The organism is Rubritalea tangerina, from assembly GCF_042683245.1.
Taxonomy (GTDB): Bacteria; Verrucomicrobiota; Verrucomicrobiia; order Verrucomicrobiales; family Akkermansiaceae; genus Rubritalea; species Rubritalea tangerina.
On sequence record NZ_JBHUJB010000073.1, the window covers coordinates 26111 to 41106 of the forward strand.

15 protein-coding genes and 1 pseudogene are annotated in these 14996 nt (G+C 50.4%); 8 read left to right on the top strand and 8 right to left on the bottom strand.

Annotated features, from left to right (window positions below; translation table 11 throughout):
* Positions 1 to 41: 41 nt before the first annotated feature.
* The 5 genes from ACFSW8_RS14715 to ACFSW8_RS14735 form a co-directional block, all read right to left on the bottom strand.
* Positions 42 to 1022: a PEP-CTERM sorting domain-containing protein gene (locus tag ACFSW8_RS14715; RefSeq protein ID WP_377087047.1), complete on the bottom strand. Its 981-nt coding sequence runs from the start codon at positions 1020 to 1022 to the stop codon at positions 42 to 44.
* A 132-nt stretch (positions 1023 to 1154) separates the two neighbouring features.
* Positions 1155 to 2372, bottom strand: coding sequence for a bifunctional folylpolyglutamate synthase/dihydrofolate synthase (locus tag ACFSW8_RS14720; protein ID WP_377087045.1), 1218 nt, complete (start codon positions 2370 to 2372; stop codon positions 1155 to 1157).
* 114 nt (positions 2373 to 2486) lie between these two features.
* Complete coding sequence (gene accD / locus ACFSW8_RS14725) at positions 2487 to 3314, bottom strand: acetyl-CoA carboxylase, carboxyltransferase subunit beta (protein WP_377087043.1); 828 nt, start codon at positions 3312 to 3314, stop codon at positions 2487 to 2489.
* 47 nt (positions 3315 to 3361) lie between these two features.
* Complete coding sequence (locus ACFSW8_RS14730; RefSeq protein ID WP_377087041.1) at positions 3362 to 4141, bottom strand: ComF family protein; 780 nt, start codon at positions 4139 to 4141, stop codon at positions 3362 to 3364.
* The gene (locus ACFSW8_RS14735) at positions 4066 to 5031 is read right to left on the bottom strand and encodes a CPBP family intramembrane glutamic endopeptidase (RefSeq protein ID WP_377087039.1); all 966 of its coding nucleotides are present in this window, start codon (positions 5029 to 5031) and stop codon (positions 4066 to 4068) included. The genes ACFSW8_RS14730 and ACFSW8_RS14735 overlap by 76 nt, the downstream gene beginning before the upstream one ends.
* 377 nt (positions 5032 to 5408) lie before the next feature.
* Here ACFSW8_RS14735 and ACFSW8_RS14740 point away from each other — a divergent pair, with 377 nt between their 5' ends.
* From ACFSW8_RS14740 to ACFSW8_RS14755, 4 genes are read left to right on the top strand one after another with little or no spacing between them, the layout of a single operon-like run.
* Positions 5409 to 6902 carry a hypothetical protein gene (locus ACFSW8_RS14740; protein ID WP_377178626.1) on the top strand — a complete coding sequence of 498 codons (1494 nt, stop codon included), beginning with the start codon at positions 5409 to 5411 and terminating at the stop codon, positions 6900 to 6902.
* Positions 6903 to 6907: 5 nt separating this feature from the next.
* On the top strand, positions 6908 to 7576 hold the full coding sequence (locus tag ACFSW8_RS14745) for a twin-arginine translocation signal domain-containing protein (protein WP_377087031.1): 669 nt from the start codon (positions 6908 to 6910) through the stop codon (positions 7574 to 7576).
* A gap of 4 nt (positions 7577 to 7580) precedes the next feature.
* Positions 7581 to 8486 (top strand): MNIO family bufferin maturase, encoded by a 906-nt coding sequence (gene bufB, locus ACFSW8_RS14750; RefSeq protein WP_377087029.1) that lies wholly within the window; start codon positions 7581 to 7583, stop codon positions 8484 to 8486.
* A gap of 11 nt (positions 8487 to 8497) precedes the next feature.
* Positions 8498 to 9094 carry an HvfC/BufC family peptide modification chaperone gene (locus tag ACFSW8_RS14755; RefSeq protein ID WP_377178628.1) on the top strand — a complete coding sequence of 199 codons (597 nt, stop codon included), beginning with the start codon at positions 8498 to 8500 and terminating at the stop codon, positions 9092 to 9094.
* A gap of 57 nt (positions 9095 to 9151) precedes the next feature.
* Here the strand turns inward: ACFSW8_RS14755 and ACFSW8_RS14760 are convergent, their stop codons facing one another.
* Positions 9152 to 10768 (bottom strand): choice-of-anchor I domain-containing protein, encoded by a 1617-nt coding sequence (locus tag ACFSW8_RS14760; protein WP_377087026.1) that lies wholly within the window; start codon positions 10766 to 10768, stop codon positions 9152 to 9154.
* 186 nt (positions 10769 to 10954) lie between these two features.
* Here ACFSW8_RS14760 and ACFSW8_RS14765 point away from each other — a divergent pair, with 186 nt between their 5' ends.
* The 4 genes from ACFSW8_RS14765 to ACFSW8_RS14780 all read left to right on the top strand — a co-directional run bounded on the left by ACFSW8_RS14765 (position 10955) and on the right by ACFSW8_RS14780 (position 14055).
* Complete coding sequence (locus ACFSW8_RS14765; protein WP_377087024.1) at positions 10955 to 11842, top strand: phosphatidate cytidylyltransferase; 888 nt, start codon at positions 10955 to 10957, stop codon at positions 11840 to 11842.
* A gap of 13 nt (positions 11843 to 11855) precedes the next feature.
* Positions 11856 to 13022: a 1-deoxy-D-xylulose-5-phosphate reductoisomerase gene (locus ACFSW8_RS14770; protein ID WP_377087022.1), complete on the top strand. Its 1167-nt coding sequence runs from the start codon at positions 11856 to 11858 to the stop codon at positions 13020 to 13022.
* A 230-nt stretch (positions 13023 to 13252) separates the two neighbouring features.
* Entirely contained in the window at positions 13253 to 13534 is a 282-nt protein-coding gene (locus tag ACFSW8_RS14775; RefSeq protein WP_377178630.1) for a DUF202 domain-containing protein, read from the top strand.
* 29 nt (positions 13535 to 13563) lie between these two features.
* Complete coding sequence (locus tag ACFSW8_RS14780; RefSeq protein WP_377087019.1) at positions 13564 to 14055, top strand: DUF1269 domain-containing protein; 492 nt, start codon at positions 13564 to 13566, stop codon at positions 14053 to 14055.
* 262 nt (positions 14056 to 14317) lie between these two features.
* On the opposite strand, the pseudogene ACFSW8_RS14785 reads toward ACFSW8_RS14780, so the two are convergent.
* Positions 14318 to 14716: pseudogene (locus ACFSW8_RS14785) on the bottom strand (redoxin domain-containing protein); the annotation flags it as partial.
* Positions 14717 to 14728: 12 nt separating this feature from the next.
* Positions 14729 to 14977, bottom strand: coding sequence for a hypothetical protein (locus ACFSW8_RS14790; RefSeq protein ID WP_377087015.1), 249 nt, complete (start codon positions 14975 to 14977; stop codon positions 14729 to 14731).
* Positions 14978 to 14996 lie beyond the last annotated feature (19 nt).

Below are 14996 nucleotides of genomic sequence, written 5' to 3' on the forward strand. Positions count from 1 at the left end.
ACTTAATATGCAATTAAGTTGCATTATCCCTTGTTGGGTAATTAGCGTTTTCTTCGGTGGAGGGCGAAGAGGGAACCGAGGAGGATGAGTGAAGAGCTGGAAGGTTCGGGGATAATAGTGATAGAACCTGAGCCATCGAAGGTGCCTCCGAAACCGAGGGCGGTGAGTTGGGCGGCATCATAAGTGCCACTGGAGACAGAATTGCCATTGATAGTGAGGGATAGCACTGAGCTGGTAGTATCTACGAGATCGAGTTGGCTAGTGCTTTCCATAGAAATACTGGCGGAGTTATTGGTGATGGCATTAGTGAGTTGGAGCTCAGCGTTACCGGCTAATGTGATTGCGCTGAGGGAGTTGAGTCCGGAAGCGTTCAGGTTGTCGATCAACATGTTAGCATTGGCTGTTACTGATCCAGAGCCAAATCCGTCAGCGGCATTGACGAAAACTGTGGTGCGCGATCCAGAGAGGTTCCAATCGCCTGAGTAGCTTGATGAGCCGCTCAGGTTGAGTCTGAAGTCTTGTGTGCCCCCTCCTGAGAAGCGGTTGAAGTTAATGGTACCATCACCACTGAGGCCATTCTCGAAGGTGAGGTAACAAAAGAAGAAGCCACCACCTAGTTGGAGACTGACATTTCCTGCAGCAGCTACAGTGTTCGTAAGTCTGTAGTCAGTAGCTCCGACACCGCCGTTTTGGGAGGCATTGAGTGTGGCTCCATCGTTGAGGCTGAGGTTTGTGATGTTGTAGTTAGATGTCTGGAGGGTCGTACTGTGGTCATTTGCCAAGCGAAGGGTACCCCCATTGTTTACGGTAAGGCTGTCGCCAGCGAAGTTGATCGCACCTGAGCCGGTAGGAGAGGTAACGGTACGACCGGAGTCAATGGTGTAGTCGTTACCACCTGAGGGGGCAGCGTTATCGCTCCAAGTTGCTGGATCAGTCCATAAATTGTCTGAGACCGCGCTAACTGTAGCCGCGTGACTATGTGTGCAAAGCAGAAGAAGGGTGGGGATAGTGTAGTATTTCATGGCCAATGGGAGGTTGAAGGGAGGTAGGCGATGAATACTCTAGCATGGATGTCAGTTAGTTATGCAAGAAAAACTGTGAGTTATTTGTAGGTTTTAGCGTTGAGGCTAAGGAATTAGTCTAGGGAGGTTGGGTTATTGGGAGCTTTGTTGGAAGGTATGATTGGAGAGGATGGCTTTGGCTTGGCCGATGAGGAAGAGGGATCCTGCGATGAGGATGGGATGTGGGTGGGTGGTGAGTTGTGCAAGGCATTCTTGGAGGCTGGCGTGCACAGTGGGCTGGGGTGCTGAGGTGGGGAGGGCCTCGGCGAGTTCTTCGGGGCTGAGGCTACGGGGGGAATCGATGGGGGTGATATGGATTGAATCTGAGATCGAGCAGAGTTGGGTGAGTACTCCGCCAATGTCTTTGCTTTCGACGGCTCCAAAGATGAGGGTTGCTTTTTGAGATGGGAATTCACGCTGCCAAGTTTCGACGAGGGCGGCAGCAGCGTGTGGGTTATGGGCGCCATCGATGATTATTTGAGGGTTTTCAGAGATGGTTTCGAATCGGCCAGGCCAGGTGATAGAGCTGAGTGCATGTTTGACGGTATCGAAGTCGAGGGGGATTTCGAGTGCATGCATGGCTTCGATGGCGACTTTCGCATTTTCAGCTTGGTGGATGCCTGGGAGTTTGATGCTGTAGCCGAGTAGAGGTCCGGAGACTTTGGTGAGTGGAGCGCGTTTTTCGTCGGCGACTTCAGCGATAACGATTTCAGCGTCGCGTTCTTGCTGTGAGGAGATGATTGGTTTTTTATCGCAGATGATGCCGGCTTTTTCGGCAGCTACTTTTTCGATGGTGTCACCTAACCAGTCGGAGTGGTCAAGGGCGATGGGGGTGATGACACATACGTCAGCGGGCACGGCGGTAGTGGCATCGAGACGACCGCCCATCCCTGTTTCTAGAATGATGAGTTCACATTCGGTAGCTTTGAAGTATTTCATTGCCACGGCGAGGGTGAGTTCAAAGAAGGTTGGGTGGTGCTCCCAGTCGCCGACGAGGGATTTGAGTTCAGTGAGATAGCTGAGTACTGTGTCTTCAGGGATCATCTCGCCATTGACGCGGATACGTTCACGGTAGTCGACGAGGTGGGGGGAAGTAAATATGCCGCATCGGATTCCCGTGGAGCGAGCGAGAGCATCGATCATGGCACAGGTAGAGCCTTTTCCATTGGTGCCGGCGATGTGAACGACTTTTGTATCGCGAGTGGGGTTTGCGAGAAATTGGCGCAGCAATTTTTTTGGGGCATCGAGGCCGAGTTTGATGCCAAAGTTTTGAGTCGAATACAGCCATTCGAGGGCTTCATCGTATTTCATATGAGAGGTCAGATTTCAGTTTTCAGAAAAAAACGAGTAACGCGCGATAAGCATTACTCGTTAGAAGTGGTAATCTGTTTGTTAGCATCTGAACTGTGCTAACAGATAAACCGTTTACTGTGGCATCATGTAGCTGAGGAGTTGGCCGAGCTTTTTCTTCACTTCGGGGCGTCTGACGATGGAGTCGACGAGTCCGTGCTCGAGCATGAACTCAGCAGTTTGGAAACCAGGAGGGAGGTCTTGGTGGGTAGTTTCTTTGACTACGCGAGGGCCTGCGAATCCGATCATGCATTTTGGTTCTGCGAGATTGATATCGCCGATGGTGGCGAAGGATGCGGTGACCCCCCCTGTAGTTGGGTGAGTTAGCAGAGAGATGTAGGGGAGACCGTGCTCTGAGAGGCGTGCAAGAGCGGCACAGGTCTTGGCCATTTGCATGAGTGAGAGCATGCCTTCTTGCATGCGTGCACCCGATGAGGAAGAGATGATAACGACACCGCGTTTTTCTTTGATGGCAGTCTCGATTGCGCGGGTGATCTTTTCACCGACGACTGAGCCCATGGAGCCAGCGAAGAATTTGAAGTCCATGACGGCGATCATGGCTGGGTTACCTTCGATATTGAGGCGTCCGGTGACGACAGCATCATTGAGGCCAGTTTTTTGGCGCAGCATGTCGATTTTATCTTCGTACTTATGGAATCCGAGGGGATTCTTTGAGTAGAGGTCGGCATCCGTTTCTTCGAATGTGCCAGCGTCAGCGATGGACGCGATACGTTCGCGGGAGCCAAGTAGGAAGTGATGGTCACAACTGGTGCAGACTTGATCATTTTGTTTCAGGTCTAGCGTGTGGATCATGGCATCGCACTCTGGGCACTTGGTCCAGAGGTCATTTGGCATGTCCTTTTTCTTGTTGTTACGCAGTCTTGGTCGTTCGAAGATACCCATGGCTTTTAGTAATAAATTGTCAGCACGCGGCGTTGCTTGAGGGGAGCTTAGCCACGTAAAGCGGTAAGCACAACTATGTTTTGTAGTTGGGGGGCGTGTTTCTGCAGTGCTTGTGCGCAGGCGCTGGTGGTGGCGCCTGTGGTGAAGACGTCATCTATCAAAATGGCAGAGGAGAAATGTGGTGGTATGTCATTTACTTTAAATGCGTCGCGGAGGTTGGAGAGTCTCTCGCTACGTATTAGTTTGGTTTGGGTGTGGGTATGGCGTGCTCGTTTGAGACAATGGGTGAGGGGAATGTGAGTGAGGTGGCTGAGTTGTTGAGCTAATGCGTGGGCTTGATTAAAGCCGCGTTGCCATTGCCTTCTCCAGTGTAGGGGGATGGGGATGAGTGTGGGGGAGTTGAGGCTTTTGAAGCGTGGGTCGGTTTCGAATATTTCGGCACAGAAGCGGGCGAGTTCCTTGGCGAGGTAGAATTTTTTGAGGTACTTGAAGTCTACGATGAGTTGGTGGTTTTGATTGGTATTGAGGAGTGCGGCGCGGGCGAAGAGGAAGGGGAAGTCATGTTGGCTGCAATTCGGGCATAGAAAGTGTTGGGGGAGTACGCCGGAGTAGGATTCACCACAGGTTTCGCAAAATGGCTGGATGAGGCGGGGGCGCTGGACGTAGCATTGATCGCACAAGTATCGGCCCTCTGTGGTCGGGCGTTCACAGAGGTGGCAGGATGGGGGGTAGAGCAGGTCGAGGAGTTGGGCTATTCTGGTTTGGCTTTTTGTGAGCGTGGGCGCAGATAGAGGAAGAGTGCTAGGCCTGTTAGGATGAGGGTACACAGTGGCAGTATACCATCCATGATGCTGTTGTTGTAGAGAATTTTCGGTGGTTCACCAGAGGGGTTAGTGAGTTTATTGGTAAATTTGAGTGCGAAGATCCAGCCGGCATGCAAGCCAATTGCGAGCCAGAGTTTGCCAGTTCTGGCGCGGGTGTATGCGAGAGTGGCACCTACGGTAAAGAGGGTGAGGAAGACACCGAAGAAGGATTGGGGGGTGAGGAATTTGAGGCCGATAAGTCTGAGCATTTCAAATCCTGCGAGCGCATGTGTGGGGTCTGCCACATTTTGTCCTTTTGGTGGGCTGAGGAAGTGCACTGCAGCGAAGAATAGTGAGAGGCCAATAATGGTTTGGGTGGTGTTAAGTTTCCGCATGAGGACATCATAGAGCACACCTCGGAAAAGCCATTCTTCAAGGAGGGAGACGATAATGGCTGGGATGAGGGCTTTTTGGATGGCTTTAGCCAATTGGAAATCTTCCGCAGTCTGGACCCAAGATAATTGGTAGAGCAGCACGACGAGGAGGGTGAGGAAACCGGCTGAAAAAAGAATGCCAGTGCCGAGATCTTTCCAGCCTTGTGCACCTGGACGGATGCGTGATGAGAAAGGAGGTTTGACTTGTTGTTGTCCTTTAGCGCGTAGGCTTTTGATGAGTGGGTAGAGAAGGAGCAGGGCGCAAGCCATTAGGGCTCGATTAAAATAACGCGAGAATTGGGCTCGATCACATTTATTGGCAAGCCATTCCATTGGAGCTGAAAGGTCATTGGCGGCGGCCTCTGCAGCTAGGTTTTTCCCCCAAATGTAGAGATGCGGTGCCAGCAATGCTGCACCTAGAAAGCTCAGCAGGATGAAGAGGAAGAGTTTTACTAACTCGTGTTGTAAGATCCGTGTCACGATGGGCGAGACTAGGCTGGGACATTTGATTTGTGAATGCTGAATCTGAGAATCTTATCCGGACTGAGCACCGGATGTGGGGGCATAGTGGAACTGGTGAATAGATTTGATGGGGGGAGCGCACTTTTTTGGAGTGAGATGGAGAGGGCTGATTGCTGTACTTGATCGAGGGTGATCGGGGAGTAGAGATGGTGCATTGTTTTTGGATATTATGAGATTTTATAGTCTAACAAAAATAATGTTGCCATATTGTTAGGTGGTGGCTAACAGGTAATCTTCAAATTGGGATCGATTCATATGAATGGAGCATGAGTGTATGAGAGCTTTTGTTTCATGATGGTGTGGATGGGTTCTGATAGTGGAAAAAAATCCTATCAATGAATACACAGAATAAACTAAGAATAGTGGGTGGCCTCTTATTGGGGGCGGGTATGGCATCGGTTTATGCGGCAGGAGAGACGGAGGTTGAGATGCCTCGTTATCCGAAGGCGTGTGACACGAAGACCTTACCGAATGGGTATGTATGGCCAGCGATCAGTTCGGTATTACCCTATGACAAGCAATCCTATAAGACGAGCAAGTCTGAGGCGATAGTAGAGACGCCGAGTGAGTGTAATGTTTTTGAGACGCAGAAGGCATTTGATCTTTTTTCTTGGGGGACATTTGTGGCCTTAAACTGGCCGGCAGACGAGCAAGGAAATCCATTGAAGGCTGAGATTGGCAGCACGCCGAAAGCGCCTCGTGTGTGGGAGACCTATTTGGCGCCCTCACAGATTTTCAAGCCAGATGGGAGTATGCCTGACGCTTGGGGTACACCTGAGAAAAGTCATACAAAGAGCAAGGGTGGAAGAAGTTTGAAGGACACATCGAAGCGAGCTCACATTCTCGATGAGGTGGATGAGGCCTTTTTTAACAAGGAGACACCTTTGCCACCGATTGTGGATTTGAACAAAGCGTATGTGCGATATGAAGTTAGGATAAACAAGTCAGAGTATGACTACATCGTGACCAATCAGCTCTATAATCTGGAAGGTCAGTCCGCTTTCTTAGCGAACTCTAAAGCAAAGATTGAGTTTCCGAAGGGGGTGAGTGGAAGCTCACCTGTGCGTGGTGCGATGGAGTTGAAAGTCGCTTGGAAGAAGTTAGGTGAGAATGACGATGCCTCAAAGTTTCACACGATTCATCCAGAAGTGTACGATCCAAACTCGAAGACCTATTCGAGTGGCGCGGCGTATGGGATGGTGGGGATGCACATCATGGTGCGCACGGAGGATGCGCCTGAGTGGGTATGGGCGACATTTGAGCATGTAGACAACGCACCGATTGTTGACCTTCGTGGAGCTAAGAAGCACAGTGTTAGTTACGATCCGAACAAGAAGTATAACTTCTGGAGCAAGGATAAGGGGCTGAGTTCATTGGGTGGGTTCAGCGACAAGAGCTATGCAGCAATGCTAGCAGCTCAGAAAGTGAACGTTAAAGCAGGTAAGCCAGCGGATGATTATTCCCAGCCGATGGCAGAGCGTATACCGAGTCAGATCACACAGGTTGTGACTACTAACAACGAGGTGGCAGTTTCTGAATGGACAGGGTATTTGAATGCTCAGATGCAGGAGAAGTTAGAGGGTACAGTGTGGGAGAACTATCGATTAATTTCTACACAGTGGCCGGTGAATCCTGGGGTGAAGCCAGCGGGCAACCCCGCACCGATTAGCTTGGGAAACCCGGTGATGGAAACCTACATGCAGGTCAATGGGAGCTGCATGAATTGTCATGCTGGGGCGACTTATGGACCAGATGGCAACGACACGAACTTAGCTAACTTTAGTTTTATGCTCCAGAGGGCACAATCAAAGAAAAAATCAACCAACTAAACAACATGGACACTAACGAAAACATTTCCTCTAGTCGCCGTTCTTTCATTAAGACACTGAGTGTGGGGGCAGCAGGGATGGCTTTGCCTGGAGTGGCAGGTGCAGAGTCTCAGCAGATGAGTACTAAGGCCAGTGATCCCCATATTTGTATGGGTTTGAACACTTTACCGTTCACAGATACAGAGGGGAAGGTCTACGGGCCAGGCGAGTGCTTGGAGCCGAACGTGGACTTACATTCCTGTGAAGGTGGTAATAGCTGTAAAGGGTTGGGTGCTTGTGGCACTGGCGACTATGCGCGCCAATATTGGGTTGCGGAGAATGACTGTGGCATGAGTGGAGATAGTTGGAATGGTACAGGTGGTTGTGGTGTTCCGATAGGGAATGGCAACACAGGCTTTATCAGTGCGCAGTTGAACTCAGCAGCTCCAGGGGAAGACGCCAAGGGGCAGGCTTATCCAGCTGACTTCTTGGGGCAGCCGATTTGGAATATTGCTCGTGCTCGTTTTGAGAAGAAAATGGCTGACAAGAAGCAAGCATTTGGAGTTCCAGCTGGACTTAAATCTCCACTCACCGCAAACCAGTGGAAGCCGAAGGATGGAGTTTATCCACCGAGCACAAACAAATTACCCAATCCTTACCCTCAGCCTCAGCCGCCAAAGGTAACTAAGGCATGACTCTATGACGACGAACCGATTTGATTTACCGAACCTAGGCTATGGTCTTGGGCTACGAAGCCCACATTTTGAGCACATAGTCACTGAGTGGCCGGAGGTGGATTGGTTTGAAATCATATCTGAGAACTTTATGGATAGCAGTGGTTATCCGATATATGTTCTCGACCAGATTGTGGAGCGATACCCTGTGGTGATGCACGGGGTGTCGCTTTCGATTGGATCTACTGATCCTCTGGATCTGAGGTATTTAGAAAAGTTAAAGAAGTTAGCTGATAGGGTGCAGGCTAAGTGGGTCTCAGACCATCTGTGTTGGACTGGTGTGGCTGGGATCAATACGCACGATTTACTTCCTTTTCCACTGACTGAAGAGGCATTGAAGCACACGGTTGAGCGGGTGAAGGTGGTGCAGGAAATACTGGAGCGGCCACTTGTGTTAGAGAACCCTAGTACGTATATCGAGTATCAAGAGTCGACACTGAACGACTGGGATTTTTTGGCGGAGCTATCCCGTCAATCGGATTGTGGGGTGTTATTGGATGTGAACAACGTGTATGTATGTGCTCGCAATCACGGGTGGGATGCTGAGGAATACATAAGGACGATTCCGTCTGATAGAATTATCCAATTTCATTTAGCTGGTCACGATGACTGTGGCAGCCATGTGATTGATACGCATAACGATCATGTGGTGGATGCTGTTTGGGAATTATACAAGAAGGCGTATGCGCATGCTGGCGGAGCGGCAACATTGTTAGAGTGGGATGCTGACATTCCACCCTTTGGTGTTTTGGAGGATGAGTTAGATTTAGCGCGCAAGTTTATAAGTGGCGTGGAGGTGCAGGGCAATGAGGCTAGGAACAAGGGCGCAGGTGTTAGTACGCCCTTACATTATATTCCTGCTGGGTCATGAGTTCGGGCAATATGAAATTGGTGGGAATGCAAGAGTGGCTTGTGGGGGCAGTGATAGACCCAAGTGGAAAGGGGGAGGAGATCCGGCGGACGATTCGGTCAGGCGAGAGCTTTACAGCTGAACAGAGGTTAGAAGTGTATACGCGCTCCTTCTACGGCCGGCTTATCAAGTGCCTGCAGAGCGAGTATCCGGTTTTACGTAGGGTAATGGGGGATGTGCTTTTTGAGCAATTTGCGGGTGCATACTTCCGGGTGTATCCCCCGCAGAGTTACACTCTGAATATGTTAGGCGAACAATTTCCTCAATTTTTATATGAATCTCGGCCTGAGGAAAGCCATGGGGGGTGGGAGCAATTTTTAGTGGAACTGGCTCATTTAGAAAGGCTTTGTATAGAGGTTTACCATGGCCCAGGAGCTGAGTTTACTGAAGCGAGAGAGGACGAGGTACTGGAGTCTGTGAGCACGCGGACGATGCTGAGTCACTTTCCATTGAGAGAATTCATGACGCAGGCACGGGATAGCGATGGGGACTTAGAAGTGCCAGAGCCCAGGATGTGTCGGATTGCAGTGTTCCGAAGAAACTACAAAGTCCACATGCTCGAGTTTTAGCTGAAGTGTGTGTGGGGGGGATGCTCCTTCACAGGCGGGCAAAGCTCTGTGATGGCCTTATTTTTTTGCGGTGGTTGGGATTCCATTGAGGGTGTAGATGCCGATTCCACCGGCTTTGTCGTCATAGGCTTCGTAGCCAACGATGGCGGTGAGTGAGCCATTTAGGTCGATAAGCTGGACTGACTCAGGGCGGAAGAGTGCATGATCGCTATCATTGAGGTAGGCGAGAGCTTCGGGTGAAGTTGGCTTGGTGATGTCGATGAGAACGAGGCCATTTTGTCTTTCATTCGCCACGAGGGTGTAGGTTGTCCCTTGTTGTGTGGTATGGACGGCGAGAGCTTCAGGCTCTGGACCTTTGTTATCAGAGCGTTTGTCGAATTCTTCAAGCTGGCCTCCATCGTTAGAATTGTGGCGTTTTGGATCGGCATTGAGGACGTAGTCTTCTAGTGCAAATGCGCTGACACGCTTGAGTGCACCATTTGGGGAGACTTCCCAGATGGCGAGGTCACGGGTACCGTAGGCGACGATTTTTTCAGCGATTCCGTCGTTGTTGGTATCGCAGAGGTTGGCGACGAGGCCGAGGCGCCCGATGCCACCTTTTTTAGGATCGAGTTCATAGGGTGAGTGGTTGGGTGCCTTAGGGATATTTTTACCATTATTGAAGGCACCTTTAGCGAGTTTCACTGTGTCTTTGTCGTCGCCACGGGCGTCGCCCTCGTTAGCAGTGGCAATGTAGGTTTTTCCATTTTGTTGGAAGCTTGCGATGGTATCTGGCATGGGGGCTCCATAGACGATGGTACTGGTGTCGGCCTTTTTATCTTTGTCACTGGGGTCGATGCTTATTTTGTGGACACCGAGGTCTGTGATGTTTTTCCACTTCATGGATGTGAGGTCGAAGGTGGCGATGGCGTTATTTTCTTGGAGGGCGACAAAGACAGATTTTGAGTCGGGTGAGAAACAGGTAAATTCTGGTTCTAGGTACTGGAGGTAGGTTCCGTCAGCGAGGTCGTGGGAACGCACCGAGTGAACATTTTTGAGGAAATCTTCAGAGGTGTGGTTCGGGCTGAACTCAAAGTTGTGAGGCTGGATTTGCTCGATGAGTTCCTGGGAGTTAGTGACGGAGGTAAGGTCGTAGAGTGAGAGTGAGCCTGGATTATCTGCGATGCCGCCTGAGCCCATTTCGCCTTCGTTTGCGAGAGCGATCCATTTACCATCTTTTGAGAAGCCGACTTGATCAGGGTGGAAGCCAGCGGGGAGGGTGCCGAGTATTTTACCTGAGGTGTAGTCGAACAGGCCGAGCAAGCCAGTTCCTTCATTGCCTTGGTCGTTTTTGTTTTTATTAATGAGAGCTGCGACACCGAAGCCACGGCCCAGAGGATCGAGGCTCACGCTGCTCACTTCATCGAAGGAAAAGCCCTTTATGGGGTGTTGTTGGAAGTACTCGACGAAATTGACACTATGGCTTGCCTTGAATGCGTTGCCGGTTCTTTTGAAGAGGTGGACACCGCCGACATTGGCTTGGGTGACGGCGAGGATGGGTTGGCGATGGTTTTCGGACACCGAGACGATTTCACCGGCTCCGGGGGGGAGCATAATACGCTGAATGGGGTTGATTTGAGGGGCGGCGATCAATGGAGAGCTGAGGGCGAGGGCAGTAAGTAGAGCGTGTTTCATAAGTATTTGTTACGCGTGTTGTATGGGGATGATCACTGGGTGAGGGTAACTCGCAATCGACTGATTGTTACAATTGAGCCATTCGGAGAGTGAGAGGGGGGAATTGGTGCGATTTGGTAGAGTGGCGGAAATTATCAGTGAATCTCATTGCAAAATACCAAGCAGCTGGTTTGGATGCTGTGACGCATGAGTGATGGAAAATCAAAGGCTCAGGTATTTGCCGCAAGACTCTTCAGTACGGTTCTGTTATTTGGGATCGTAGGGGGAACCTTTGTCAGCATGAATCCATGGGCTTATTTAGCACTTGTGGCTTTTTTATCGATTGCAGCGAGTATGGAGCTGTATCGGATGATAGGGATCAGTGGGCTACCGAGTCAGATCCGTTGGGGGCGCGTGGTATCGATAGGGTACACCTTGCTTGTAGCCTATTTACTGGCCTCGATGGGGAGTGGTGCATTTGATCTCCTGGGGGCAGTGGATGGAACGGCGATTGCTTTGGTTGTGCTCTCTAGTTTTATTTTTCAGCTGCGCGAGCCGATCGATGGCAAGAAGCCATTGATCGCGGTGGCGAGTACGGTACTGAGTTTCTTGTACATCCCGTTTTTATTTAGCTTTTTGGGGAGAATATTATTTGTACCTGAGTGTGAAGGGGCAGTTCCTGGGGCGTGGCTATTATTGTGGTTAGTGTGTGTGACAAAGTTTACGGATATTGGGGCATACTGTACTGGTTCGCTGATCGGTAAGCATAAGATGATCCCGCATATTAGCCCAGGGAAGACGTGGCAGGGGTTCTTTGGAGCGATAGTGTGGGCGATGGGGATTGGTTGTGGACTTTATGCGTGGCAACAAGAGGCTCTTGCAGTCTTAGGGGGCTGGGGGCATGTGGTAGGTTTATGTATTTTACTTTCACTGCTGACGGTGGTGGGAGATCTAGCTGAGTCGGTGATCAAGAGAAGTCTGGAGGTAAAGGACAGTGGGAATACCTTACCTGGAATTGGTGGAGCGTTAGATTTGATAGACAGCTTATGTTTCACCGCTCCAGCACTTTACTTTTATCTTCACTGGGTGATCTAAGGAGAGAGAATATATGAAGCGGAAGAAGGTTGTATTGTTGGGGTCTACGGGGTCGATAGGCACGAGTACGCTCAAAGTTGCGGGAGAAATTCCGGAGCGCATGGAGATTGTGGGGTTAGCGGCGGCGAATAGTGTGGATGCACTTGCCCAACAGGTTGCTGAGACAGGGGTAAAGCACGTGGCGATTTACAACGAGGAGAAGGAGGCTGAGCTAAGGGCGGCAGTAGGTGAAGGTGTGGAGATATACACGGGGCTTGAAGGCTTAGTTCGTTTAGCGGAACTAGAAGGGGCTGACATGGTGTTAGTGGCGATTGTTGGGACAGCGGGTTTACAACCGGCTCTCGCAGCGATTGAGGCTGGCAAGGAATTGGCGGTGGCAAGCAAGGAGATTTTGGTGATGGCTGGTGAGTTAGTCATGGCTGCTGCCGAGCGCAAGGGGGTGAAAGTGTTACCCGTAGACTCTGAGCACAATGCGATTTTCCAGTGTTTGGAAGGGCACGCGGGAGAAAGCAAAGAGATTAGTCGGCTGATTTTGACGGCATCGGGGGGGCCATTTAGGACTTGGCCTGAAGAGGACCTCGCGGATGTGCAGTTAGAGCAGGCGCTCAAGCACCCGACATGGGAGATGGGGAGAAAGATTACGATTGATTCGGCAACCTTGTTTAACAAGGGATTGGAAATGATAGAGGCTAGGTGGTTATTTGGTGTGGAGATGGATAAGGTGGATGTGATTGTGCATCCGCAAAGTATTGTGCATTCCATGGTGGAATTTGCTGACAGCAGTGTGCTTGCGCAATTGAGCACAACGGATATGTGTTTCCCAATTCAGTATGCGGTCACCTATCCGGAGCGTGTACCGAATGGTTTGAAGCCGCTGAATTTCGCTGAATTGGCGAAGTTAGAGTTTGAAGATGCTCGGCGCGATGTTTTCCCAGCGATCGATTTAGCGATTCGGGCGGGTAGTGAGGGTGGGACGCTTCCAGCAGTTTACAATGCGGCCAATGAGGTGGCAGTGGATGCCTTTGTCAGCCGAGACATTGGTTTCACTGACATTTGGAAAGTGGTTGAGCAAACTATGGACGCGCACGAATGGAACCCAGGTGAGACTTTGGAGGATTTGATTGCGGCTGATGGTGAGGCGAGGGAGATCGCTGAGCGATTCGTGCAGGCCCTCGCATAGCGAGTACCCATTTGATGTGCTTGTATTGATGGGGGAGAGCCCTATCTTAGGATGTCGTTGGGGTAGGAGTGTGTGTCACAGTTCCTTCTTTCAATCGGCTGAGCACTGTGTTAGAAAATCTCTCTTTATGGGTAGATTTTAGAGACAGTTGTTATGTGAGGTAGGCCGACATTTTTGGTGCGGCATCAATACAGGTGCTCATTTTGGGATAATCAGTGTTGTGGCAGATCATGGGTAAAAAGCTTCACGAACGTCGCGAGAGAGATGACATGCAGTTGGCCTTGTTGCGGACGAGTCTGGCCAACCGCAGGACCTTACTGACATATTGTAATGCATCGATTGCGATGTGCCTCACTGGAGTGGGCTTTCTCAAGCTTATGGAGCATGCTGTCTATACAGCTTTAGGGAGTGTGTTGCTAGTGCTTTCACCTCTCACATTGGGGCTTGGTCTCTATGACTTTTTTTTAACAAGAAAGCTGATTCAAAAAGAGAAAGAAGATGCTAGAGTCTGATAGAATTTACTAACAAAAATAATAAAACAATGAATACATTCGTAGCAGTCGTTTATGACGACAAATTTAAAGCAGAAGAAGTACGCCTCGAGCTTCTAAAGGCACAGCAAGATTACCTTATTGATTTAGAGGATGCCGTGGTTGCGACCAAGAACGCAAAGGGGAAGGTGAAGTTAAATCAGGCGGTGAATATGACGGCAGCAGGTGCAGCCTCTGGAGGGTTTTGGGGGATGTTGATTGGTTTAATCTTTTTAAATCCCTTACTTGGTTTTGCCGCTGGCGCTGGAGCAGGTGCTGTCTCTGGTGCTCTTACCGACCTAGGGATCAATGATGATATGATGAAGGAACTTTCTAGCACGCTCGATGCGGATGGTTCTGCACTCTTTATTTTAGTACGGAGTGTGACCAGCGACAAGGTGGTGCCAAGGATTGCTGAGTATGGAGGCAAGATACTTCAGAGTTCTTTGGCGCACGAGGATGAAGCGAAGTTACAAGCGGCTCTGGATAGTGCTGCTCGTTAATGTGGTTGCGCAGTGAGGAAGCAGGCGGTGGCGATTCCGCCTGTTTTTGTGGGATTGAGGGTTCTGAGTTGTAGCTCACATAGTGATTCTCAGAGATGTCTCATAAGGGAGTGAGTTTGTGGGGGCGTTATATTTGAGGGTGCTGTGGTGGGGACACGTGGGGACACAGGCAGTCGGGAATGTCTATTTAGGACTTCTTATAGCCTTATTGATCAGGAAAATTACCTTTCGCAATGATGTCCATTAGCTCTCTGACACCACACTAGGCGGCTCGTTCTTTGAGTTTTTGGAGAACCTCTAGGATTTCGCTGGGTTCTGGGCGGACGGTGTAATCGGCGTGGACTTGGCGGTCGCGGACGACGCCTGTTTCGTCAATGACGTAACGTGCGGGCATTGGGAGGCGCCAGGTATCCATGGCATTGATTTCGGGGAGGTTGACACCGAACTGGCTGTAGACTTCTTGGAGTTCAGGTGGGAGGGTGTGACCGATGCCTATGGTATCGGCGACCGCGAGGTTGGGGTCGTGGAGCAGGTGGAATTTGAGTTTGTGCTCACGTTCCATTTTTCTGTTGTGGCTATCGCTTTGTGGGCTGATGGTAATGAGTTCAGCGCCGGCTTCACGAATTTGTTCAGTGACTTGATTCAGAGCATCCAGCTCTGCGGTACAATAGGGTCACCAAAAGCCTCGGAAGAAGTTGATGACGAGGGGGCCATTTTCAAGGAGGTCAGAGAGTGAGACGAAGTTATCTTCGGTATCAATGAGGTTGAAGTCTGGCATGACTTCACCGATGTGGATGGAGCGATCAGCGAGTCCGCTGCGTTCTAGAGCAGCGGTAGCATTGTGCATAATGGTGAGAGATTCCTCGGGAGCTTGGCGCTCAAAGCCTTCACGGATGTTGTCGAGTTTGTCTTGCAGTTTCATGGCAAAAAATGAGAGTCAA